Origin of the sequence: Halobellus captivus, from assembly GCF_003697845.1 — an archaeon.
Lineage (GTDB): Archaea > Halobacteriota > Halobacteria > Halobacteriales > Haloferacaceae > Halorubrum > Halorubrum glutamatedens.
In genome coordinates this window covers 1-21,010 of the sequence record NZ_RDQE01000023.1, presented here as the reverse complement: position 1 = coordinate 21,010, position 21,010 = coordinate 1, and the positions used below count along the sequence as shown (strand labels likewise).

The following is a 21,010-nucleotide window of genomic DNA, read 5'->3' as shown; positions in this document are numbered from 1 at the left end:
TTGTGATAACACAAATCGGTAACTCCGTCAAAACGTGCGATTTAGAGCGGTAAACACACTCTAAAACCAAGGGGTTCTGCCGGGTGCTGCTGCTAAACATAAAGCAACCAACGGCTGTGTCGTGTCAGTATCCTAGAGAGGTCCCTCTCGGGAGAACGCCCTCATCACAGGGTTAGGCTGCCTCCTCCATCACACACCCGTGATTAGTATCGTATTGATCGAGCCGACGAACGAGGCACTCGTCGAAGACGATGATCTTCGAGTTGTCTCGATCGACTAGGTCTACGTCGTCTTGGCCGAGCTTGTTGAGGAACTCCCGGACACGGTTGATCGTCTCGGTGTGAGCAGTGTCGAAGGCTGCTTTGAGGACACGACCCATCGTGGCGGCTTTAATCACGCGACCAGCTGGTGCTTTGCTGCTATACTCCCGGATGTCCTTCGCGATAAACCGAGCACGTTGCTGGTTTTCTGTGAGCTCTTGCTCAACGAGTTCTTCGGGGAGTGCAACGATCCTCTCCAGCGGCGTTTCGGGCTCTGGCCCCTCCGAGGATGGTGTTTCTTCGGCGTCCGAGGTGGGGGTTTCGCCGCTCAACCGGGCTTCTAGGTCTTCAATCTCGTCCTTGAGGTCGCCTCTGGGAGCCTTCGACGAGATAATCCGTCCAATCGGCACCTCGTTGACTGTGAGTGATTCGTAGTCTGTGCCGTCGATGTCAACGTCTGGTTGGTCTTCGAGATCGTCGACGCGGTCGTCGACATCGTCAACCCGCTCTCGGAGTTGCTCATTTTGTTGACGCAGCCGTTCCTTCTCTTCGTGGAGGTCATCGATCTCCTCTCGGAGATTGGCGTTCTCTTCCTCGAGAGTGTCGACACGGTCGTCAAGTTCGTCGACATGGTCTTGGAGTTGGTCGACCCTCTTGATCAGTTCGTCGTTGGTGGTCGTTGTTGTTGACATGGTTCGTAGATCGCGGTTGGTTGCTTGCTGGTCTCGCAGCCGCACCCGACAGAATCATCGCTACCCGACGAGGCCCCTCCCACGGAGTCGAACCGTGGTTGCGCTGCTGCTCAAGGGGTGAAGACATACTTGGGAAGCCGCTATCGACGTAATAACCGGGTTTTACGGGTCTTCCCGGATTGAGATGTAATAGTGACGCATCTCGTGAGTCGCTACATCTAAGTTCGGTCGGCAGTGAGGGGTAGACACGGTCCACACCCAAGGACGATCCAGCACACCAGACCTTTCCACAATCTTGAGTGCTGGATCGCCGGTGGCCCGTGTCAGCCCCCCCTACAGGGGCTAACACGTACATACTGAGTGACTACGTTAAGCCGACCCCTCCATGTCGTCTTCGTCAAGCTGAATCTCGATATGTCTGATATCGACCTCAACCCAGATATCGCCCTCTATCTCAGGATCGATGCCGTGCTTTGCACGGATGTTGGCAGGGATTGTTACCCTCCCCCGTTGGTCCATTTCTAAAGGCTCGCTGCGATCTACTTCGATGCGCTCGCTCATTTCCTTACCGATATTATGCACACACCTCGGTTATAATTCTTTTCGTGGGGTGTTTTGCCCACTATCGCGGAATTTGTATTTGCTTGTTAGACTCTTATCTTGAAAGTTCGGATAAAGCAACTGGGAGTTCCCATTCTTCCCATATTTCGGGATGGTTCTCGATGTCATCCTCCTTCTCAGCATCGACAAATGCGAACCAATCGATGAAGATGGACGTTTCACGGCAGGCGCTCGTAGAGCTTCGTTGCGATAGAACGCCGCCTAAGTACTCACGCCGTCGTTATTCAATCTGGTGTGGGTTCAGAACGTGGGTAGGCTTCCGAGGTTGTCTTCCGGTGTCTCGTTTGGGTCAGTTCTGAGCCACTTTTCACCATTTGCCTCTACCACATGGACTTCTTCACCGAGTTTCCAGCCATTGCTCCCGTGTGTACTTGTCACATAGTCGTTGTTGTACACGTCGACATTCTTTATTACAGCAGATTTCGTCCGTACTTGCGGCGAATCAAGCTCCTCTCCGCCTTCAATAACTTCTCTCTGTTTGACTTTCACAATACTTGTCTCGTCATCATCATACCGCACGTGTGTGATAGCGTAATCTTGGTTACTCCATCTCATAGCCCGAACTTCTCGACGATAGTTTATAATTGTCAGCGAACCAGAGCGAAAGTGAAACTAACCAGTCGCACACTCTTGTTCGTTTTTGGTATACTCGGCATCTCCCGTGGAATGTAACCCTCCACGAGACTCCTCCCGGGCTCAGAACATATCGAGATAGTCTTCCACGACGGCGCGTTCTTCCGCAGTTAGGTCGAACAGGTCGTACACCGCCTCATCGATCTCGGCTTCGAGTTCGGCTATATCTGTCTCCTCGACCTCGGTAGGATCCGCCTCCAGACACTCCAGTAGCTCCACCACGCCCTTGTCGCTTCGGGGAATAGGAATGCCGTTTCCTCGCCGCTCTTGACGCTACGGCCGTCTGCAGCCGCATGAACGTACTTCCGTACGGACTCTTTTATCTCATAGCGAACAACCATGGGCATGGTGTACTCTGAAGAGAGGTACGAGGAATTAGAAGAAGCTCTCCACACAAAATCTCGTGAGTTTGTCAACGTACACGAGAACGACAAGCTGGCAAGGACGCTTCACATCACGACGAACGAACTAATGCGTATCCACGGCGAGGTCAAGCAGAAATATCGTGAGGAAGCCGGGAGGCGACATGTGTGTCAGGATACGTTCTTCGTCAAGGGGCTTCACTCAGTTTATGCCCTACACCGGCTGGTGAAACATCATCGATACGATGCGGCCAATCGGGAGGTTCGCTATCTTTTTGAGACCTTCTTTTTGCTAAGAGGGCTCAACGGAGACAAGGATGAGGCGGAAAACATCTACCGAGAGTACTTGGAAGAACTTCAGGAACTCGGCGACGTTGATAAGATGGAACAGGCTCTTCATGATTTTCACGCTACGGATCGGCTATTTGGTGTTTGGCGTCGAGAATACGACGCATGCGAAGAGGTATGGCCCGAAGTTAAACAGTTCTACAACTACTTCAGTAACCGAAGCTCGCATCCGGTGCGGATGATCGGCGCGGCATTAGATGGTAATTGGAGCGAGGGAGAGGAAAAGCAATTGCTGACCCTTGGACTGTACATGCAGTACGGGCTGACGAGGGAATTGTTGAAGACATTTAATGACACATCTGCGGAGCCATTCATTAAAGAGGAAAGCCAACCAATTGTCAAGAGGTTTGACCAAGTGTTGGGGAAGGATATACCAACGTTTCTATTGGACATGTATTGATCGGACTGAGGTGAGTCGTGAATATGATAGAACCGCCGGTGAAAGTAGTCGCTCCTGAGTGGTAGTTTCGACACGATCCTGAAGACTGACTCGCCATAGCTGAATGTCAGTCTCCGTTGCTGATCCCATTTCCAGCGATCCGGCTCTGTTGAAATCCTCTTCAAAGCGTTCTTGACAGGCAGTGAGTATTCAACGGGTTGATCGGTACGTGAGTTCCCTGTACCGATCGCACCGGCAAGTCTGTCCAGCGAACGATTGGATATCTCTGGAACTCATGAGCGGACTGCGCGCTAGACCCGCTTGATGAACGAGGCTCGAACTGGCTTCGACCGCGACGATCCGGTCAGCCGTCGTGGTCAATATACTCGGCTTCCCACTCAGCCCGCGCTTCGATCTCTCTGGTGCCTCGACGAGTGGTGGTGTACTCGTTGGTCCGCCGATCGCGTTGGCTTTTCTCGACAAGTCCCTTCTCAACGAGCGTGTCGAGATTTGGATAGAGCCGGCCGTGATGGATCTCTTTTTCGTAGTAGTCTTCGAGCTCGTCTTTGATCGCAAGCCCGTGGGGGTCATCAAGGCCGGCGATTACGTACAACAGGTCGCGCTGAAAGCCAGTGAGATCATACATACCATGCCTTTCGTATTCATGTTTTGAAATACTACTGATCTTTGAAGTAACATTCTACTGATGATTTCTCAGCCATCGTCGATCTCAGTTGGGGAATTTGCTGATGGGACAGTAGTTCGTAGGACATCGACCCCAAATTAACCAACAAATGTTCTTAATTCACAGCTTTGTTGGTTAATCAGCGGGGGTGTCGCCTCATTTGCGTCCGTATGCTTTTGTCCTGTAGTACTGAATCGCCAGTATGTCGTTTCGAGTGACGTGGGACAATCTCCTCGACAACGTGGAGGAACTTTCAGCAGACGCCACACTCCTCACCCCGGTCTCTCAGAATCCGTTTCAGATTACCGACGTCCAGCAACACCGAGTACTGATCGAGTATCAGGCTGACAGTGAGACAGTCCCGCTCCAGCGAGAGCAGTTTGAGACGCTGTTTGAACGTGTTGCTGATGCGACTGGGTCGTTCGATCTCGATCGCCTCCCACCCGGCGCCGAACCGTATGCAACCGTGATGAGTCTACATCCACGATTCACGATCGATGATCGAGACGGCACCCTTGCCGAAAGCGAGACGCCAACAGCGTCGCCACTTGTCGATGCACACACGGTCGAACACGATGATAGCCCACGGGAAGAGCCCGATATCCCGGTGTACGCAGACGCGCTCCTGTTGATCGACGCGCTCGAGCAGCATGATGTGACGTCACTCACCGAACTAGACGTGCCGACGCTTGTGAACCTCTACACGCTGCTGTCAGATGTCCAGCGCAACGCCAACGATCTTCGGCAAGAGGTCCGTGGAGTCCTGCTTGACCGTCTCCATCACGACCAACCTGTGAGTGGTCAATACGGGTCCGTTCAACGGGCCGTCCGTCGGAATCGAACACTCAAAGATGACGAAGCAGTCCTTGAGCTACTGGAAGCAGAAGGGATCGACCCCGAGCGGGTGATGAGCGTCGACACGAGCAAACTCGACGACGCGTTGGAGGTAACGTCACTTTCTGAATCCGATGTCTACGAGATTGAAGAGAGCGAGTATGTACGGAAGGCAGACGTCGACGAAGAGATGAAAGAAACCCGTCTCCAAGGGCTCAAAGACCAGTTGGCTGGAGCCGACGAAGACACAACCGAGCTCCAAGCTGAAATCGAAGAACTGGAGCAGCGTATCACTGAACTCACCAGTTTTGACTCCGGGACATCATTCCATACTCGTTCAACTGGTGGGTAGCCAGCGTCTAGGAGGATGGTGTCACAGCCGGAAGCGAGGACCGCTGTTCCACAGCAGCGCTCGCCGGGAGGCGATGGACCGGCCACGAGGGATGGCTAGACACCGCATACGGATCTCCTCCGAGGTGGGCCTTTATCGGTGCGGTGACCTAAGTCATGGTATGAGCGACTCGGCGTCACCAAGCGCCTCAGTCTCCTTGTCTGGGCCGACCGACATTCCAGCAGTTCTGAATCGGGCTGGCATTGACCACGTTGGTGTTCATGATCAGCGACTACTGGCTATCTATCGCACCGGCATCTTTAATGTGGTAACTGAGCCGGAATCGGTGTCGAATGCGCACACACTCGAGATCGAATGTTGGGAAGCACCTCTCCCGTCTCGTGGTGATGAGCGATCTCCACAGGAGCTTCTCGAGGACTTTGCCGCCGTGTTTGAGCGTGGCGATAAGCCCTGAACCGTCTATCTGATTTCTCGCTCGAAACGACAGTGATCAGTAGAGAGTGACAGGAACAGTAGAGTCAAGTTCTCTAGCACAAGTCAAGAGATACGCAATCTATGGATATTTCTGAGACACTCCAGACACTGTATACTGCGACTGTTGAGCAGGACGATGGGAGCTACCAGATCACCGTGCCGGAACGCGAGATAGCCACCGGGACAATCGCTGAAGATGAGACATACCGTGTTGCGCTTATTTCGACGATCGCATCCGATGCTGACGATACAGAGACGACTGACTCCACCCAACCTGCTGACCACGAAGATCAGCAGCAGGAATACGAGGGCCCACCTGTTGAGGAGGGTGAGCAGCGGGAGGTTGAGATCGAGAATCTCGGTGACCAAGGTGACGGGATCGCAAAAGTCGAGCGCGGCTACGTCGTGATCGTTCCCGAAACGAGCGTCGGAGACCGCGTCACCGTCGAGATGCGACAGGTGCGCGAAAACGTTGCGTTCGCGGATGTCGTCGATCGCAACCCTCGCCAAGAAGTCTAGGACCCGTTGACTCGCACTGGCAAGTGCGGTATCGAACACTTCTCACACCCAAGTGGGAATCAGTTAGTGGGGGTGGAAGGAGCGTGTGACTCTATCCTTCCAAATGAACGTTAACAGGCCTTGAACGTAATCTTTGGGCGGGTTTCTAGGTCGAATACACCGGATTCTGGAGGATACAGACTACCAGTTGGAATCTGAGTAGGTAACACATCTTGATCCGATTACGGTCAATACAGACGAACTGCGGATCGTCGATAGCAGGACGGTTGATTTTGGGACGCTTTCGGCAGGGGATGATGCGCGACAAGTTGCCAATTTTGATCAAGGATACACAAACCCCCAGTAATTGTTGCGACCGCGGGGAACACAGACGGGACGACTCGGGATCTGGTTGCCTCGGTAGATTCTATCACCATCTCATCATTTGGCCTACAAGTCGTTAATGGATATGACACTGACGCAGAGGTTAATCACGCAGGTTGGATTGCTACAGTTTTGATGAATGATCGGGCTTTAGCGTATACTCTTAGTAACTCAGAGTAACTAAACGTCCCAGACTACTAATCATTAGAGTCGAAAGCGCGGTGGCATGACGACCGCCGTGAAGTTGCCCGATCCGGTTCACGAGAAGACGACGGAGATCAAGTAGCTCCACGACTACGCTTCGCTCGGCGAGGCAGCCCGGCACATGTGCCGGGAAGATGGATACGACGTGTAACTACGACTAGTACGCGTCCGTAACGCCACCGGCAGTTCGCTTCTCCTCGTCGACGTCCTTGTCTACGTAGTACACCTGCTCTCGCGGGACGTATCGAAGCTGAGTGTCATCCTCTCCGACCTCGTACTTCCAGAATCCGTTGTCGGCGTCGTAGGTAACCTCGTCAACTTCCTTCTCAACGACACCGGTCTCGCTTTCGTGAACAATTGTTGGCACGAGTGAATGTGTAGTGATTGAACTAATATATCTGGTGCCGATCAAATAGTTACCACAAGTGTCAATTAGTCACGCTTCCTCAACGGTCCATACTTGGACCAATTCTCACAGAGATCAGCTTAATCGCCCGAATTCCAGCACTTCAACAGAGCGCTAAGTGATCGGGTTCAGCGTATACTCTTAGTAACTCAGAGTAACTAAACGTACCAGAATAACAACCATTAGAGGCGAAAGCGCGGTGGCATGACGAAGCCGATGAAGGTGCCCGACCCCGTCCACGACAAGTCGAGGCACCACATCATATGTGCTGAGAGTGGATACGTCGTCTAGGACGTCCGAGGTTCAACGTTCGTGGATGTAGATCTTACCGTACTTTTCGCAGAAGACTATGTGGTCTTTCTCGTCGAAGAAGTCGCTTTTCGTCGTCTGGAGTTCGTACGGAAGTTCACAGCTCGGGCATAATTCCTTCTCGGCATCGGTATCAGATTCCTCGAGGTCTCTGAAGTCCATATTTTCACTAACACAGTCCAATGAACACGCCAAAAGCCTTCTGCCGGTGCTCTCGTTAACATTCCAAGATTTCTCTCGTGGAACAGAGTCACAACTACTGCTGACTACGACTCGCATAGATCTCCGGCGTCGACGCCGGCGTGACAGAGTCTTAACCTACACCAGCAGCGGCAGGCCCGCGATGTTGGTTAAGACTGGCCGGGCCCGAACCATCATGCACACGCTACTGTCGCTCGACGATGTCGGCGACCGTGTCGGCGTCGACCTTGAAGCCGCAGTTGATCAGCTCCCGGGGAAGACCGGACTGCCACTGCAGGCACGTGAGTTCGTCGGGACGATCGACGCGTCGTCGACGACTCACGAGTGTGGGAGGTCGGGTCGTATGCGTACCGTCCGGAGGGCTTCCTCGGTGAGTTGCAGTATCACGTCCGGCTCACGCCGGTCGATGGCGGGCGGAAGACCGCGCACTAGGCGCAGGCTCATTCTATCGTCTAATTCTCCCTAGATATGTGAAATAAAGTGGAGAAGAGTACACTGTCAGTTGCTCTTTCGACAGATTGTCCAAGAGCTTAGATCGTACGGAAGTGGTCGTACTTCCGCAGGGTCGTCTGGAGGCTGGCGTGGCGGAGTCGGTTCCGGACGAAGTAGATGTCGAATTGGCCGTCATCGCGGCCGCGATCGTGAAGAAGCCGATAGGCGAGGCTGTGCCGGAAGACGTGAGGATGGACGTTGTCTGGGTCACCGCGACCGAACTCGCCGCTCTCATCGTACCTGAACGGCTGTGTATCGGCCTCGTGTGCGAGTCGCTTGACCACGTTCCGGACAGAGCGGGTTGTCATCTGGTCGGACTGCCGTGAGGGGAAGAGGTAGGGACTGTCCTTCCAGCGGTTGTCGAGGTAGGTGTTGAGCGACCGCTGGGTGCCGATCGTGCCGTCGACGTCCAGCTCGAGGTGGTGTGAGCGGGGCCAGTCATCGCGACCGTTCCCGGACTGTTTCTGAATGTGTGTTGGGAGGTACAGCTCGCCGGCGTCGCGGAGATACATTTCGGTGGTGAGCTGGGTCAGCTCCTCGTTACGGAGGCCGGTGTCGGCGAGGAGTGCGATGATCGCTTCGTTTCGGGCTCGGAGATACGTGGCACCGGTGTCGGTGGCAGCATCTCGCATCGCGTCGATCTGCTCGGGGGTAAGCCAGACTCGAGCTTGCTCGCTTTGAGTTTCCGAATTCGTTGACTCGCTCATCTCTTTAAATAGCTCGTGCCGTTGATTGGACCGCTTAGCCCTTTGAGTTTCCGATTTCATTAACAAACTCGGAAGCTCAAACTAGCAGGGGTAGCTCGACGTACACCGCCTTCGAAATGAAGACCCCGTTATCGAGGTGAAATTGGACCTGAAGATGCTGAAATCTCTTTTTAGACATATTACCGTCTGAAACAGCTGGTCACTGAAGAGTGCGAATTCTTCACTCGCAATCGTGAAGTGAAAACAATTTTATGTTTAAATCAATATGGGCGGGAGTACTCCGAGTATTCAACTGGCGACCTGTAGAACGACGCTGAGAAGAGCTATGAGGGCACAAAGACCCATTACAAGAATAGCGTAAAACGGCACTTGGAACTCTGATGGGTCAGTCGAGAATATCTTGTACAGTGATGTAGTGACAAGCAGGGCTCCACCACCACACACCAACATGACAAAAATACCAAAACCATCCGTTGTTCCCGAAATAAAGCCGTCCACGCCAATTGCTATTCCCAGAATTGCTGAAAACCCATAAAAGACAGATGGTCGGTTCATAACGGATTAAAATAGAAGGAGCGTGAAAAATTGTCCGCTCTGTATGACTTTCAACGGCCAGTGAGTAGTTCATCTGTACTGAGCGATCTGTGTGTCACCTGTACGGATAGAACCCAGCTCAGATATGTCTCTTTCTGAGGATTTCAACAAGCCCGGATCTCCCTATTAGATGGTGATGCTAGAGGTTCAGATAAATAGGGCTATCTACCGCGGGTAGGTACACAACAGCTACTGTCGCTGGACTCGACGGCGCCGCTGTCTGGTGTATTCGATTATATATCTAAACTACCAGTAATTCATCTGACAGCGAAACGTGTCGAGAAACCGGAGTGGAAGTCGGGTTTTAACCAACAAGTCGCCTATCGAGAGCGTCAGTGTAGGTTAAAACTGAGCTCACCGTCGCGGAGAGACTGGTCGCCACGAGGAACCACACAATACCAACCACATCAACTACATGCCAAAACTATATTGCGTACTAGGCGGTACACACAGTTGCTTACCAACGTAGGCTCCGACGAAGTATGTCGGAGTCGCCTTACACTCGATACGGGCGAGTATCTGCTGCTAGGCCTTCACCTGATAGTTAGAGATGCCTCGGGAACGGAAACAGGTAGTCCTGCTCAACGAAGTGATAGTCGCCACCTCTGTAACTTCGGACGGGTGCATTCGCAACAAACTGACGAGGTGCATACCCGACCAGCCTAACGTCTGTCTCGCTGATTCGTGACGCAAGGACGTAGTAATCCGCTCGTAGTTGCTCGTATGCGTCGACAGTTAGCGCAGGATCAGAACGATGTTGCCCGACTGTCTTCACATCGATAGTTGCCCCACGATGATTGAGATCGACTCCCCCGTCTCCACCATCCGCGTAGACTTCAAGATCGATTGATCCCCGTGCACCAAGTGGCTTGGCGACGGCGTCTTCTCCTACTTTTCCTGTCCGATGATTCTCGACACTTCCCCTAGAAGCATCAGCAATACGGCGGGCGTACTCCTGTAGCATATACAGGCGTTTTTCTGGAATATGCACGACAGGGTAGTCACCAATATCGAGGTCTGCTGCCGAGAACAGCGGAGTGGCAGCTGGTTCTTCGGGGGGCGATACGTCATTTGTGTCGTCGTTGTCGTTGTGGCGTTTGACCATAGCGAGTGCTGGTCGTCAGACCCACAAGGAGGACCGACGCTTACCAACGTAGGCTCCGTGGGTGTTTCGAGGGCGTCCTCGACCGATGTGAGTTGTGACAGACGAAGAAGGCAAAACCGTTTCGGACCCTCACCTTCTGTCTGACCTGTTGCAACTGCTCGTATGAGGGGGGTGAACTAAAGCCTTCCCGGAGCGCGGTGAAACTAAATGATTAATAATGTTGTTTCTATAGCTGTTTATGAGTCATTCACACGGTGATGAGTTTGACCCAACTTATGTCGTCACAGTCGCTGACGAGGTCGCTATCTCATCATACTCGCTGTTATCAAATACAACGTCGACGGCGTCAGCCATGTCCGATCGATACGGTTCTAACCGAGTTGTTGATTACGTCTGAAAGGTGATCTCGCTGGAGAGCGTTTTTATTCGCGGTATTACTATGAGTAGTAAGGATAATGATCGAAAGCCTTCCTGACCGACCACTCACTATTGCTGAAGCTGACTCGTTAGCTCAGTCTGGGAAATTAACACCTATGACAATAATACAAAAACTCCCCTCAGATACAGAAATTCAATTCTCTGAGGTCAGCGACAAAATAGAGGATAACATTCAAGAAAATGCTGTGAACTTCGTCGTGAGCCTCTTATACGCCACCGAGGAGAAAGCGATCACAATTGCTTACTCGGAGAAAGAAGGGTGCTGGATGAAAGCAGTTGAAGAAGATGCAGAGGATTACGACCACGAAAGAGTAGAACAAGAAACGCACCAATTCGTCAAAGAGCATTCAGAGTCCGACCCTGAAGATCTCGGGTTTGTTCACTAGGGCTCTGATGATTCCAGTATAACCTCAGAGCCCAATATCTTACTCGTCGATTTCGAGCCTGTCTGCGAGCTCATCTTCGTGGTCGATCGCAAACTCCACGAGAGTCTCCATGAAGTCCGCATGCTTTTCGATGCCGCCATCACCAGCCACTTTGGACTGTCCATCCAGCCGATCGTAGAGGTTGTTGAGTTGGTCCGCCTTCGCTTCTGGAAGGTACATCGGGACTTGCCGGCGATTTCGTGTTGAATCTGGGTTTGGATCTGGTCCCGGCTTACCTGTGCTATCTGTATTACTCGAATTACCCGTATTATGCGAGTTATCTGTAGTACCTGTACTATCTGCGTTATCCGTCGTATCTGACTGACTCATGTTATCACTCCCCTCGTCGTCGCTGTTCTCATCTGATTCGTTATCACCTGAATCGGCCCGACGGTCATCGAATCGTGCGCCGAGTTCGTCTTTTGGATCAGTCATTGTTGAGAGATTCAACTTGTGCCGCGATGGTGTTGTACTTGGTCCGTAGCTGGTCTGTCTTATCTGCGTCCCACGGGTAACCCGCATCATCCGGGTTATAACCGAAGATCGATGTCCGGTATTCGATTGCGTGCTCGACAGCTGCCCAATCCGGGATCTCGAATACGTACTCTTCGCCAAATGTCTCGACAAACCATGCCCGCATCTCGTTGCTGACACCATCCTGCCCCACTTCGTTCAGCACGGCGGCTACTGTCGAAATCTGCACGTCGTCGAACTTGTCCTCGAGCGTGTCGATCTCATCGAAGAGGATCTCAAGCGAATCCTTCGCGATCGTGTTTGCATTGCTCGGGAATAACACGTTCTCAGCAGCCAGCAGAGCCCCATCAGCGAGCGGCCCAAGGTTTGGTGGTGAGTCGATCACCACGTAATCGTACTCTGCTGTAAGTCGGTCGAGTGCTATCTTCAGCGCTTCTACCCCACGGGCTTCTGAATACAGATGCTTCTCTAATCGGAAATTCCGTATATGGGATGGCACTATATCGAACTCGTCACCGGAGACGATCAGCTCGTCAAGATCATCCAGTGAGAGGCGACCCATCTCGGACAACACGTCATAGAGTGCATACTCTCCCTCGCGGTACTGCTCTCGGTATCCAAGTTTGAGCGTGAGGCCACCCTGTGGATCCGCGTCGACAGCCAGTACATCATGGCCTCTGTCAGCGAGCGCGCCAGCTAGGTTGATACTCGTTGTTGTCTTGCCGACACCGCCTTTTTGCATCCCGACGTCGACTCGCATTACCGCATCACCTGTATATCTCGTATAATACGGGTTCTACACATCATACATGTTATTGGTGAAACCTCTATCACATAAATCTACGTCAGACAGGCGATCGACGAGCGTCTATTCACATCGATAGCGTGTCTGTTCTTCCTCTGGTGATCTCTTAGTTTGAGGTGGGTAGAGCGACGCTTGTCGACGCTCATCATAACGAGAGACTGCACCAATCAGTCGATCACTTGGTACGCGAGAAGCAGTACGCCCAGTATTATGGGAATGAGGACCGCTACCGGGTTTGATCGAACAACTTCGATCAGCGATGAGCCGACGACCTCGATGAACGCAGACGATGCGACGAGTCCAGTTGTGGTCGAGATGACCATACGCTGAATCGGCCGAGTTGGAACTTAATGACCCACGTGCCGAGGTACGCTTAGAGATGAAATTCCGCATCTGACTCCCCTACTGATACAGTATCTGACCCGAACAAGCTCACAGCACCTGAGCTTTATATTTAGCCACTATCCTCCATCGAGTGCATCCCGGAGATCGTCCCGACATCGAGGGCGAAAGCGAAAGCGACACCGTACCGGGTGACGATGGACCGAATGAATGAGTGCTCCGTCGCTCCCGACCGGCTACGACGTCTCCAAACACGTCCCAGCCGGCCGCCGCGACTGCCTGCTCACGGTCGGGTTCGACCAGCACCAGCAACACATCCCGCGCTTCCTCGTTCAGCTTCACTATCGCGTCGCGACCGACCCGATCGAATGGACGGCCATCACCCGGATGGACCACAACGAGACGTCGGCACTCGGGCATGACGTGTTCCACGAGGGACTCCACGTCGACGTCGCCCGCCGCTCGCAGCCGACTGTCCACCTCCAACTCGCGCATGCGCCGCTGCCGGTGAGTCGAGGGACAGTCATCCGCGGCTGTGCCAACTACCTCAAACGTGAAGCAGAGTATTTCATCGATGTCTTCGAAGAACGTCGATCGCCGGGTCGCCCGCCATCGTGGTCGGATGGTGGCGAACCGACACCTACGTTTATCCGTTCGCGCCGGGTAGAGGGAGACATGAGTCGCGAAGCCCCGGCCGACGCCGACATGGTCTCGGACGAGGAGCTCACCGAGCTGCTCGCTGATGCTGAGGGGACGACGCCTGAGGAGATCGAGCGCGGCGCTGCCGAACTCGAGATTGCACCACCTGAAGAGGCGACCGTCGTCGACGTCGACGAGTAGTCTTTCTGCTTCGACGTGGCTTCAGTACCGCTGAACAACGATTACTGCTGGATCTACTGACTGGCGGTCTTGTCTCGGAGACAATTCAACTCACTCCTATGACGGCTACTGTTGACAGCCACCTCTCTGGTGATTTACACCGAGGTTGTTGGTTAAGAACCGTCTCGATGTTGGTTAAGGCTGCTTCCGAGGACGACGATCTGCAACTCGAGGCTACCGGCTGTCGTACCACGGGGACGCACCGGATTCCTCTCTAGGAAATCAACGGTATCGCTCTGGCGGATAGAAGATGACCTGAATGGTCGAACCGAGGTTGTACCACGATTTCGGGAGAATCGAGACCTCAAGACCCCACTCCGCAGCGAACTCGAAGATGTCGAACCAGAGGTTGTGTGGTGGCTCTTGTGAATCTAACCGCTCGACGTTGCCGGGGTAGAGATGCATCGAGTAGACTGCTGGCTCGCCGCTCTCGTCGTCGAGCCAGAGTGTCGAATGGTCGTCTGCTGGTGGGCTGTGAGGCGGTCCAGTCGGGTCGCTGTCGGCTTCGAGTGGTGAGTGCGGGCACTCGTCGTCACCGGTTATGAGACGGCGAATGCAGGCCGTCTCGGCAGGCTCATCGAGATCGAATGCTTGAGCGAAGGCATCACGTTGGTACTCGCCCATAATTGCGCCGAGTGCCCGCCATATGTCGTTCCACGCTGGGTCCTCCGGCTCGTGATCGAGATAGTCGTGAATCGCCGCTTTCAGCTGGTCGTACTCTGGCCACGATGGGATAGGCTCATTCGGGCCGGGAGTGGGCCAGTCGGTCTTCTCACGGTCGCTGGGGTTAGTCATAGATACCGAATTGGTAGATTGCGTCGAGGTACTGCTTCCTGACTTGGTCGCCCCAGTCGTGAGTGTAGACTTCCATAATGTCGTCTTCAACGTCGCCACGGATGTATTTCACCAGTGACGGTGCTATCGAGTCGTCGTGATGGCCTCGTCCCGGCTTCATATTGGTCGTGAAGAAGTGCCGGAACCAGTGGGTGGTGAACGCTCCCGTGTCTCCATCATCGACGAGCCCAGTTTCTTCAGCCCAGTAGTTCATCAACCTCCTATTCGGATTCGCTGTCCCGATTCGAATTGGCTTCCCGCTGGGCTTTACCCATAGTGGATGTGGGTAACTTGTCTCTGGTCGGACAGCAAGCCAGTCGAGAAGTGCTTTCTTCAGCTCCTCGTCGATTGGGATTTTCGTGCCACGTTCCCGTTTGTTACCGAGGATTCGTTTCTCGCCCCGGAATGTCTCAGATTCTGTCGGCTCGCTCGGAATGTAGAGTGTATCCGGGTGATCGGCGACCTCGTCAACAAGGGTCACGTCGTGCTGATCGAGAATGTTGTAATAGATCTCGTGGTCAAGATGGAGGAACGGGAGGTCGATGTTGTAATTCTCTCCATTTCGGATTCCCGTCTTCCCAAACGTGACGCCCATCCCCCGCTGCTGGAGGTTTGGAATAGCTCGCAGGAACTCCCCAATTTCGACAACTGTTCGGTCGATTTTATCGGGGTCGTCGTGGTCGAAGTCCGTCTCGTCACAGACGTAGGCGACTGGGTTCGATTCGATTACGTCACGTTCCAGTAACTCTTTCAAGAACGACTGGACTATTCGCAACTTTGCTTCGACAGTTCGAGACCTCAACCCAGCGTTTTCGAGCTGTTGCTTGAACGCCCGTGCATCGGCAAGGGTCATCTCGTCGCGCCAAGTGCGGACGACGTTATCATCGTCGTCTTCTTCGATGACGAACTCATCCCACGCTTCCCACTCGACGGTATCGGGCGATTCAACGACGACGTTGCAAATTTTGCTGAATCGAGGATTTGTCACTTCATCGACGGTACGTTTGTGGTTGAGGTATTTTTCTATCGGCTCGTTGTACCACTGCTCGTCAAAGTTGAGATCGCCGTATTTACTCATTAGTGGGTGTCTTTAGATATCCGCCCTGTGAGCGGCGGTATTTTGCTTTTTGCTCGTCGCAGAGTTCGTCTGCGAGTGTGGCGAGATCGTCTTCGAGAAGGTCAACGAGCTCATCTACATCTTGCGCATCGTCAGTAGAGAGATTCACGTGTATCCAAGCTTTGAGTTGGGTTTCGATTTCGGACCCTGTACTGTCGTCTAGTTTGAGTGTTTTTGGAGTCGCTGGAGTTTCTTCCGGTGTATAGTCGTGGCCGAATTGTCGACGCCCTGCACGGATCATACGTTTTCCATATTCGGAAAGCGATAGATCACGCGCGTCGGCTTCTTTTACCCACTCGTCAGGTACGTCGGCCAAATGTATGGCTGCCATACGTAATTATGTATTTAGAACACAAATAAGTAAGACTTTCGGGATCAAAGGATTACAAAGAGTGTAGTACTCTAAATCATAGAATTTATTACTATTTTAGACTGATAAACAGAGGGCTCTGTGATACATCCTTAAATTACAAAGAGTCGTCCTCCGACTCTTTGTATTTCTTTGAGTCTGCTCCATTTTACTGTTCCAAAAACTTAATACTGAAGCAAGTTCACTATTCTGTATAAATGAGCAGTTCAGAAAGTCCGACGATCTCGTTCAGCAAGAAGGTTGACGAGAAAGGGCGACTTGTCATCCCGAAGGAGCATCGTCAGGCACTCACCATCGAAGGGCGGGAAGCGATCGTGGAGTTCGAGGCCAAGAAAATAACCTACCTCGATGAAGACGACGGGGGTGACGCCTAGAGCTGACGCTGGTTGCGGCAAGTGGATTGAGGCAGAGAAATTGGATCTGCCTCACTCCGGGTGGACTTCCTTGGCCGGGATATGTCCACCTATTCCTTGTCGTCCCGGGTATTAGGGTCTTACTGTTTTTTGACCTGAAGCTACGGGCCGACGCCGATATCACCCAAGGTGAGGCTGTGAGCAGCGGTAACACGCATACGGCGGCCCACCTACTGCTGATCGCGACGACGACGGTCGCGACGGTAGCCTCAATCTCGTCGCTGGAGGGCTACTGTGAGTAAACCCGCCGATAGCGTGGGGATGGACACCGGATCGTCCGGCACAACTCCGGGGGTCGACGCCGGGATCAGCTACTCGCAGACACCGAGTCTTGACGGAATCGTCGTTCGCGATACCGAGCCGACTGCGACCGGGCTCTGGAAGCAGCTCGTGGATCCATGGGATGGGGCTGGCCTCGTCGGTGAACTCGTTACCGCTGTTCGCGATCTCCTTGTGGACAGGACTGCTGTCGAGGCGCGTGAGCTGCTCGACGATGTCGTTGGTGAGGCGCTCGATGGTGCACTCGTCGACATCCTCTGCTCACTCACTCGTGACCGGACGGACCGATGGTTCTGGATGGCTGTCTCGACGCTGCCCCAGCTGGGTAGCGGTCGACCGATGGGCTTCCGGTCAAACCTCGAGGACATCCACGCGGCGATCGCACCGCTTGTCGAGAGTACACACACGCCAATTATCTCGATCCGGCTACCCGGCGATTTCCGTACCCTCGACATCGAGACGCGTCGATCATGGTGTCGCCTCGTCGCCGCCCTCAGCCAAGCAGCAGACGTTCGACTCGTCTGTTCAGGCGTCGATCGAGCGTGGCTCGCCCACCACCATCGCGACGATCTGCCCGGCGTTAGTGATCGGTCGGATGCAGGGCTCGATGAGGACCTACTCACGGCTGCGCTGGACGTCGTCGACGTGGGCAGCCGTCACGCCCGGACCCTATCTCTGATCGCCGAGGAGGATACGGAGACGCTTGCGTTTAGCCGGTTGTACAGCGAGTTCTCGGTCGGCCGGTCGCGCGTCCGGCAGGTCATTGGCGACCTCGTCGACGTCAAGCTCGTCGAAACGTATGGGTCATCACAAGATCGGCGTGTCGAGCTGACAACGGCTGGACGCCAGTTCTACAAGGAAGAAATCGCTGTACAGCGCCGACTTGGAGAGCGCGTTAGCAAATCTGGAAAGCTCTGCAACGATAGCCGTGTAACCCCACGTGCACACGGGGAGGGGGAGGACCACCCTGAGACCGCACCACCCAGCACCGTCGACCGCCACCGCCTCCCCTCCTACCACGAAACCCGCTACATGAACCGACGGACAGCCAGTACTGCCCTTGGTACTGCCGTTGAGAGTGGGATCTCGGTAGTCAACTACCCGATCGCCCAACAAGACGATCGAGCAGAAGGCCGCTGGCACCACGATGATGGCCGCCTCGTCGTCAGCGCTGAAGGGGACAACCCCCTACAGGTGTGGACGACGTTGGCGTTAGCCCTCACCGATTGCCGGACATTCGACAGGGTCCTCACCAAACAGCGTCTTGAAGACCACGGTGTCCTCGATATGCTCGAGGACGGTGAGGCGATCCTCCGTGGGATGCGAAATATCGGCTGGCTTCCTGACGAGATCGACTCCTACGACGACCTGCGTGGTGCGTTCCTTGAGGCTGCCACCGAGCTGGGCGAGCTCACCCGAAAATACGCAGATGCCGATGACGATGATGATGGCCTTCGTGGCCCGATCACCCGGGACGCCCTTGGACTGGCCGGCTCGATGACCCACCTGCTCGACCTCGCCGACGTGGATCTCACCCGAGTCGTAAAACTCCCCGAGTTTTCCCGCCGGTTCGATGGCGAACGTCGCGATGCCCTGTTCCAGTCGCTTGCTATCGGCTCAGCGATCGGGAGCAACTATGATCACCACGTCGCCTACCGCCAGATCTTCGAGAAGCGCGCTGACAAACGACAGCAGGCGTTTGATCCGACTGTCGACGCTGCTGACCCGTGGGCCCGACTCATCGGGTCGTGGACGCTCGTCGGCGACTTTGCCGGCCAGACCGAGGCTGTTGCCGACGCCCTCCAAGAGCACTTCAACGCCCTCGATCCCCATGATGACGCTCCGGAGATTGCCATCCGCAGCGAGGTGCGGACCGAACCGACACGCCGACAAGTTGCGGAGACGGCCCGCCGGATGCTCGCGACCAAGGATCTCCGCCTCACTCCCGAGGCGACGTCCGTCCTCCACGGTCTCGCTCGAACACCATTTGACGTCGCCGACGCGCTTCAGTACCTCGCCGGCGACAATGAGGGCCGTCGCGTCGACGCTGCAGAGGTGCGCTACGCCCTCGCCCAGCTGGAACCGGGGCGACTCCTCCGCGGGATCGACGGTCGGCGGACCACGCCTCGAAAACTCGTCTCGGCGCTCCTCGAGGCTGATCGCCCCATCACCGGTGCCGAGATCGACGAGCGGGCCGATGTCTCTAGCCGGTCGCGACGAGACCACCTCGCCGATCTCGTTGAGGTTGGGCTCGTCGAGGAGACTGAGCGTGGCTACCGCCTTGCTCTCTCGTTCTCCGGTGTCGACGGGGATGACGCCGAGCGCTACGTCGGCGTATGGCCGGCACTCGTCGCTGACCCCGAGACGCCTACAGTCCACGTTGCTGCGAAGGTTCTCCGGATTGGTCGCGAGCATCACGGGCCGGGTGACCCTGTCGAGACGGCTGGGTGGCCATACACCGGGATTAATGATCCACCCGACCTCCGCGAGCTCTCAACACCACGCCCATATCTCGATGATATTCTGCCAACGCTGTGGGGTGTCCGTGAACGTACCGAGTACGTCGATGATCCGGGCGTCGTTCCTGCCCCGAGTGCCGCTCTACTCCGTGCCGGACCGACGATCGACCAGACAGCAATCCAAGATGCAACTGACGGGAGCGCCACTGGATGACGAGCTCATGATCGCAACTGCTTGGCTGGCGAATTCTGAGGCTCTGTTGAAACCCTTAGAGAGTTACATGTTCGTCCTGTAATTCGACGAGATGAAGCCCTTCCCGAAGTCGCAGATTCTCCGGTTTACTGAGAAGGCGATCCATCTGGCCCGCCGAGCAGTTTCTCGATATTCCTCGAAGTTCTCCAAACACCGCTATACACTCCCGCAGCACGTTGTTCTGCTGTGTCTCAAAGTACGGAAGAACACGACCTACCGTGGCCTACTTGACGAACTGATCGAGATGCCACGCATCCGTCGTGTTCTCGGGCTAACCGAGCTTCCTACTGCTTCAACGCTCTGTAAGGCGTTCAACCGGCTTGATATGGCTGTATGGCGTGCTATATTGACTCTCTCAGCGACGTTACTTCCGACGAGCGGAGTTGTTGGTGTTGATGCGTCGGGGTTCGACCGTAGTCACGCTTCGAAACACTACACGAAACGTGCTGAACTCACGATTCAGCAGCTCAAGGTGACGTTGCTGGTCGATGCGAAAGTGAACGCAATTCTCGATCTACACGTGACGACGACTCGAAAACACGATAGCCAGATCGCTCCGTCGTTGATCAAGCGCAACCCCGAGTGTATCGATATTCTGCTCGGTGACAAGGGCTACGACGACCAGAAGATCAGGCGGCTCGCCCGGCAACACGAGGTTCGGCCACTGATTAAGCATCGTGAGTTCACATCACTCCACAAGGCATGGAACGCACGCTTAGACGCTGATCTCTACGGACAACGGAGTCAATCCGAGACTGTGAACTCAACGCTCAAGCGAAAGTACGGTGCGTTCGTCCGCTCACGGCGCTGGTGGAAACAGTTCCGTGAACTCACCATCGCCTGTCTCAGTCACAATATCGACCGAACACTCTGACTGTTAAGATGGAAAATAGTTTCTATTAGTGCTACAATAGATTAGTTATGGCAGATTGGTCCCCGCCAAACACGTCCCGAATACACCGTCTCGCAGCTGGTAGTATAATTGTTATAAGTGTATTATATTCAATGGCAATTATAGGACAAACAATTGTAGCTATCGCACCAATTACTGTGATTGTTGTAGTATATCTTGTGTGGGGGTTCTTGTAGGTTCAGATACGCTAGTAACGTTTTGTACCAGCTATACTGAGAAACCTGAGTTCAAAAGTGTCATTTATTAAGGATTTCAACAGAGCCAATTCTGATTATATATGACTCACTGAAAACCTGAGTTACAATCGCGAGCCACTCCCCCACCCTATTGGATTTACAATCGCGAGCTACTCCCCCACCCTACCGGATTTACAATCGCGAGCTACTCCCCCACCCCCCTGTGTCCGCATAATTGACAGTGCATTCTGCGTCAATACGGCGGAAACATGGTGTCCCTCTCACCCCCCCCC

The 21,010-nt window shown here is 54.2% G+C and carries 26 protein-coding genes; 9 read left to right on the top strand and 17 right to left on the bottom strand.

Translation table 11 applies throughout. From position 1 onward, the window contains the following. Positions 1–172 precede the first annotated feature (172 nt). The 4 genes from EAO78_RS16930 to EAO78_RS18320 form a co-directional block, all read right to left on the bottom strand. On the bottom strand, positions 173–952 hold the full coding sequence (locus EAO78_RS16930) for a V-type ATP synthase subunit I domain-containing protein (RefSeq protein WP_122106951.1): 780 nt from the start codon (positions 950–952) through the stop codon (positions 173–175). A 369-nt stretch (positions 953–1,321) separates the two neighbouring features. Further along, the gene (locus EAO78_RS16925) at positions 1,322–1,513 is read right to left on the bottom strand and encodes a division/cell wall cluster transcriptional repressor MraZ (RefSeq protein WP_122106950.1); all 192 of its coding nucleotides are present in this window, start codon (positions 1,511–1,513) and stop codon (positions 1,322–1,324) included. Between the two features lie 300 nt (positions 1,514–1,813). Then, positions 1,814–2,128: a DUF3892 domain-containing protein gene (locus tag EAO78_RS16920; protein ID WP_122106949.1), complete on the bottom strand. Its 315-nt coding sequence runs from the start codon at positions 2,126–2,128 to the stop codon at positions 1,814–1,816. 141 nt (positions 2,129–2,269) lie between these two features. Beyond that, positions 2,270–2,425, bottom strand: coding sequence for a hypothetical protein (locus tag EAO78_RS18320; protein WP_203227928.1), 156 nt, complete (start codon positions 2,423–2,425; stop codon positions 2,270–2,272). Between the two features lie 126 nt (positions 2,426–2,551). On the opposite strand from EAO78_RS18320, the gene EAO78_RS16910 reads away from it, so the two are divergent. Next, positions 2,552–3,316, top strand: a complete 765-nt coding sequence (locus tag EAO78_RS16910; RefSeq protein ID WP_122106948.1) for a hypothetical protein — start codon at positions 2,552–2,554, stop codon at positions 3,314–3,316. 343 nt (positions 3,317–3,659) lie between these two features. Here EAO78_RS16910 and EAO78_RS16905 read toward each other — a convergent pair whose 3' ends face one another. After that, positions 3,660–3,941, bottom strand: a complete 282-nt coding sequence (locus tag EAO78_RS16905; protein ID WP_122106947.1) for a helix-turn-helix transcriptional regulator — start codon at positions 3,939–3,941, stop codon at positions 3,660–3,662. Between the two features lie 241 nt (positions 3,942–4,182). On the opposite strand from EAO78_RS16905, the gene EAO78_RS16900 reads away from it, so the two are divergent. The 3 genes from EAO78_RS16900 to EAO78_RS16895 all read left to right on the top strand — a co-directional run bounded on the left by EAO78_RS16900 (position 4,183) and on the right by EAO78_RS16895 (position 6,159). Then, positions 4,183–5,166 carry a hypothetical protein gene (locus EAO78_RS16900; protein ID WP_122106946.1) on the top strand — a complete coding sequence of 328 codons (984 nt, stop codon included), beginning with the start codon at positions 4,183–4,185 and terminating at the stop codon, positions 5,164–5,166. Between the two features lie 160 nt (positions 5,167–5,326). After that, entirely contained in the window at positions 5,327–5,620 is a 294-nt protein-coding gene (locus EAO78_RS17815; protein ID WP_136516541.1) for a hypothetical protein, read from the top strand. A gap of 101 nt (positions 5,621–5,721) precedes the next feature. Next, positions 5,722–6,159, top strand: coding sequence for a TRAM domain-containing protein (locus EAO78_RS16895; protein WP_122106945.1), 438 nt, complete (start codon positions 5,722–5,724; stop codon positions 6,157–6,159). 724 nt (positions 6,160–6,883) lie between these two features. Here EAO78_RS16895 and EAO78_RS16890 read toward each other — a convergent pair. The 6 genes from EAO78_RS16890 to EAO78_RS17805 all read right to left on the bottom strand — a co-directional run bounded on the left by EAO78_RS16890 (position 6,884) and on the right by EAO78_RS17805 (position 10,540). Continuing rightward, complete coding sequence (locus EAO78_RS16890) at positions 6,884–7,093, bottom strand: hypothetical protein (RefSeq protein ID WP_122106944.1); 210 nt, start codon at positions 7,091–7,093, stop codon at positions 6,884–6,886. Positions 7,094–7,435: 342 nt separating this feature from the next. Next, positions 7,436–7,603, bottom strand: a complete 168-nt coding sequence (locus EAO78_RS18000) for a hypothetical protein (protein ID WP_162498098.1) — start codon at positions 7,601–7,603, stop codon at positions 7,436–7,438. Between the two features lie 223 nt (positions 7,604–7,826). Next, a complete protein-coding gene (locus EAO78_RS17995) occupies positions 7,827–7,964 on the bottom strand; it encodes a hypothetical protein (RefSeq protein WP_162498097.1) in 138 nt (45 codons plus the stop codon). A gap of 208 nt (positions 7,965–8,172) precedes the next feature. Then, a complete protein-coding gene (locus EAO78_RS16880; RefSeq protein WP_122106943.1) occupies positions 8,173–8,841 on the bottom strand; it encodes a tyrosine-type recombinase/integrase in 669 nt (222 codons plus the stop codon). 288 nt (positions 8,842–9,129) lie between these two features. After that, positions 9,130–9,396, bottom strand: a complete 267-nt coding sequence (locus tag EAO78_RS17810; RefSeq protein WP_136516540.1) for a hypothetical protein — start codon at positions 9,394–9,396, stop codon at positions 9,130–9,132. Positions 9,397–9,979: 583 nt separating this feature from the next. Then, complete coding sequence (locus EAO78_RS17805) at positions 9,980–10,540, bottom strand: hypothetical protein (RefSeq protein WP_136516539.1); 561 nt, start codon at positions 10,538–10,540, stop codon at positions 9,980–9,982. A gap of 455 nt (positions 10,541–10,995) precedes the next feature. Between EAO78_RS17805 and EAO78_RS16875 the strand changes: the two genes are divergently transcribed. Further along, entirely contained in the window at positions 10,996–11,364 is a 369-nt protein-coding gene (locus EAO78_RS16875) for a hypothetical protein (protein ID WP_136516538.1), read from the top strand. A gap of 39 nt (positions 11,365–11,403) precedes the next feature. Here the strand turns inward: EAO78_RS16875 and EAO78_RS17800 are convergent, their stop codons facing one another. The 3 genes from EAO78_RS17800 to EAO78_RS17990 all read right to left on the bottom strand — a co-directional run bounded on the left by EAO78_RS17800 (position 11,404) and on the right by EAO78_RS17990 (position 13,005). Continuing rightward, positions 11,404–11,838, bottom strand: a complete 435-nt coding sequence (locus tag EAO78_RS17800; RefSeq protein WP_136516537.1) for a hypothetical protein — start codon at positions 11,836–11,838, stop codon at positions 11,404–11,406. Continuing rightward, positions 11,831–12,637 (bottom strand): ParA family protein, encoded by an 807-nt coding sequence (locus EAO78_RS16865; protein ID WP_122106942.1) that lies wholly within the window; start codon positions 12,635–12,637, stop codon positions 11,831–11,833. The genes EAO78_RS17800 and EAO78_RS16865 overlap by 8 nt, the downstream gene beginning before the upstream one ends. 212 nt (positions 12,638–12,849) lie before the next feature. Beyond that, complete coding sequence (locus EAO78_RS17990) at positions 12,850–13,005, bottom strand: hypothetical protein (RefSeq protein WP_162498096.1); 156 nt, start codon at positions 13,003–13,005, stop codon at positions 12,850–12,852. Between the two features lie 229 nt (positions 13,006–13,234). On the opposite strand from EAO78_RS17990, the gene EAO78_RS16860 reads away from it, so the two are divergent. Continuing rightward, positions 13,235–13,864, top strand: coding sequence for a DUF7718 family protein (locus EAO78_RS16860; protein WP_122106941.1), 630 nt, complete (start codon positions 13,235–13,237; stop codon positions 13,862–13,864). A gap of 261 nt (positions 13,865–14,125) precedes the next feature. On the opposite strand, the gene EAO78_RS16855 is transcribed toward EAO78_RS16860, so the two are convergent. The 3 genes from EAO78_RS16855 to EAO78_RS17795 are packed head-to-tail and all read right to left on the bottom strand — an operon-like array spanning position 14,126 to position 16,185. Continuing rightward, the gene (locus EAO78_RS16855; protein WP_122106940.1) at positions 14,126–14,698 is read right to left on the bottom strand and encodes a hypothetical protein; all 573 of its coding nucleotides are present in this window, start codon (positions 14,696–14,698) and stop codon (positions 14,126–14,128) included. Beyond that, positions 14,691–15,815, bottom strand: coding sequence for a site-specific integrase (locus tag EAO78_RS16850; RefSeq protein ID WP_122106939.1), 1,125 nt, complete (start codon positions 15,813–15,815; stop codon positions 14,691–14,693). Before EAO78_RS16850 ends, EAO78_RS16855 begins: the two co-directional genes overlap by 8 nt. Continuing rightward, a complete protein-coding gene (locus tag EAO78_RS17795) occupies positions 15,808–16,185 on the bottom strand; it encodes a DUF5805 domain-containing protein (protein ID WP_136516536.1) in 378 nt (125 codons plus the stop codon). Before EAO78_RS17795 ends, EAO78_RS16850 begins: the two co-directional genes overlap by 8 nt. 236 nt (positions 16,186–16,421) lie before the next feature. On the opposite strand from EAO78_RS17795, the gene EAO78_RS18315 reads away from it, so the two are divergent. From EAO78_RS18315 to EAO78_RS16840, 3 genes are all read left to right on the top strand, one after another. Continuing rightward, positions 16,422–16,598, top strand: coding sequence for an MraZ N-terminal domain-containing protein (locus EAO78_RS18315; protein ID WP_203227927.1), 177 nt, complete (start codon positions 16,422–16,424; stop codon positions 16,596–16,598). 273 nt (positions 16,599–16,871) lie between these two features. Further along, entirely contained in the window at positions 16,872–19,589 is a 2,718-nt protein-coding gene (locus tag EAO78_RS16845) for a MarR family winged helix-turn-helix transcriptional regulator (RefSeq protein ID WP_136516535.1), read from the top strand. Positions 19,590–19,680: 91 nt separating this feature from the next. Continuing rightward, a complete protein-coding gene (locus EAO78_RS16840; RefSeq protein ID WP_122106937.1) occupies positions 19,681–20,502 on the top strand; it encodes an IS5 family transposase in 822 nt (273 codons plus the stop codon). The last annotated feature ends 508 nt before the right edge of the window (positions 20,503–21,010 follow it).

Coding starts and splice junctions, on each gene's coding strand:
- EAO78_RS16930 (WP_122106951.1), bottom strand. CDS start 952: ATGTCAACAACAACGACCACCAACGACGAACTGATCAAGAGGGTCGAC.
- EAO78_RS16925 (WP_122106950.1), bottom strand. CDS start 1,513: ATGAGCGAGCGCATCGAAGTAGATCGCAGCGAGCCTTTAGAAATGGAC.
- EAO78_RS16920 (WP_122106949.1), bottom strand. CDS start 2,128: ATGAGATGGAGTAACCAAGATTACGCTATCACACACGTGCGGTATGAT.
- EAO78_RS16910 (WP_122106948.1), top strand. CDS start 2,552: ATGGTGTACTCTGAAGAGAGGTACGAGGAATTAGAAGAAGCTCTCCAC.
- EAO78_RS16905 (WP_122106947.1), bottom strand. CDS start 3,941: ATGTATGATCTCACTGGCTTTCAGCGCGACCTGTTGTACGTAATCGCC.
- EAO78_RS16900 (WP_122106946.1), top strand. CDS start 4,183: ATGTCGTTTCGAGTGACGTGGGACAATCTCCTCGACAACGTGGAGGAA.
- EAO78_RS17815 (WP_136516541.1), top strand. CDS start 5,327: ATGAGCGACTCGGCGTCACCAAGCGCCTCAGTCTCCTTGTCTGGGCCG.
- EAO78_RS16895 (WP_122106945.1), top strand. CDS start 5,722: ATGGATATTTCTGAGACACTCCAGACACTGTATACTGCGACTGTTGAG.
- EAO78_RS18000 (WP_162498098.1), bottom strand. CDS start 7,603: ATGGACTTCAGAGACCTCGAGGAATCTGATACCGATGCCGAGAAGGAA.
- EAO78_RS16880 (WP_122106943.1), bottom strand. CDS start 8,841: ATGAGCGAGTCAACGAATTCGGAAACTCAAAGCGAGCAAGCTCGAGTC.
- EAO78_RS17810 (WP_136516540.1), bottom strand. CDS start 9,396: ATGAACCGACCATCTGTCTTTTATGGGTTTTCAGCAATTCTGGGAATA.
- EAO78_RS17805 (WP_136516539.1), bottom strand. CDS start 10,540: ATGGTCAAACGCCACAACGACAACGACGACACAAATGACGTATCGCCC.
- EAO78_RS16875 (WP_136516538.1), top strand. CDS start 10,996: ATGATCGAAAGCCTTCCTGACCGACCACTCACTATTGCTGAAGCTGAC.
- EAO78_RS17800 (WP_136516537.1), bottom strand. CDS start 11,838: ATGACTGATCCAAAAGACGAACTCGGCGCACGATTCGATGACCGTCGG.
- EAO78_RS16865 (WP_122106942.1), bottom strand. CDS start 12,637: ATGCGAGTCGACGTCGGGATGCAAAAAGGCGGTGTCGGCAAGACAACA.
- EAO78_RS17990 (WP_162498096.1), bottom strand. CDS start 13,005: ATGGTCATCTCGACCACAACTGGACTCGTCGCATCGTCTGCGTTCATC.
- EAO78_RS16860 (WP_122106941.1), top strand. CDS start 13,235: ATGAGTGCTCCGTCGCTCCCGACCGGCTACGACGTCTCCAAACACGTC.
- EAO78_RS16855 (WP_122106940.1), bottom strand. CDS start 14,698: ATGACTAACCCCAGCGACCGTGAGAAGACCGACTGGCCCACTCCCGGC.
- EAO78_RS16850 (WP_122106939.1), bottom strand. CDS start 15,815: ATGAGTAAATACGGCGATCTCAACTTTGACGAGCAGTGGTACAACGAG.
- EAO78_RS17795 (WP_136516536.1), bottom strand. CDS start 16,185: ATGGCAGCCATACATTTGGCCGACGTACCTGACGAGTGGGTAAAAGAA.
- EAO78_RS18315 (WP_203227927.1), top strand. CDS start 16,422: ATGAGCAGTTCAGAAAGTCCGACGATCTCGTTCAGCAAGAAGGTTGAC.
- EAO78_RS16840 (WP_122106937.1), top strand. CDS start 19,681: ATGAAGCCCTTCCCGAAGTCGCAGATTCTCCGGTTTACTGAGAAGGCG.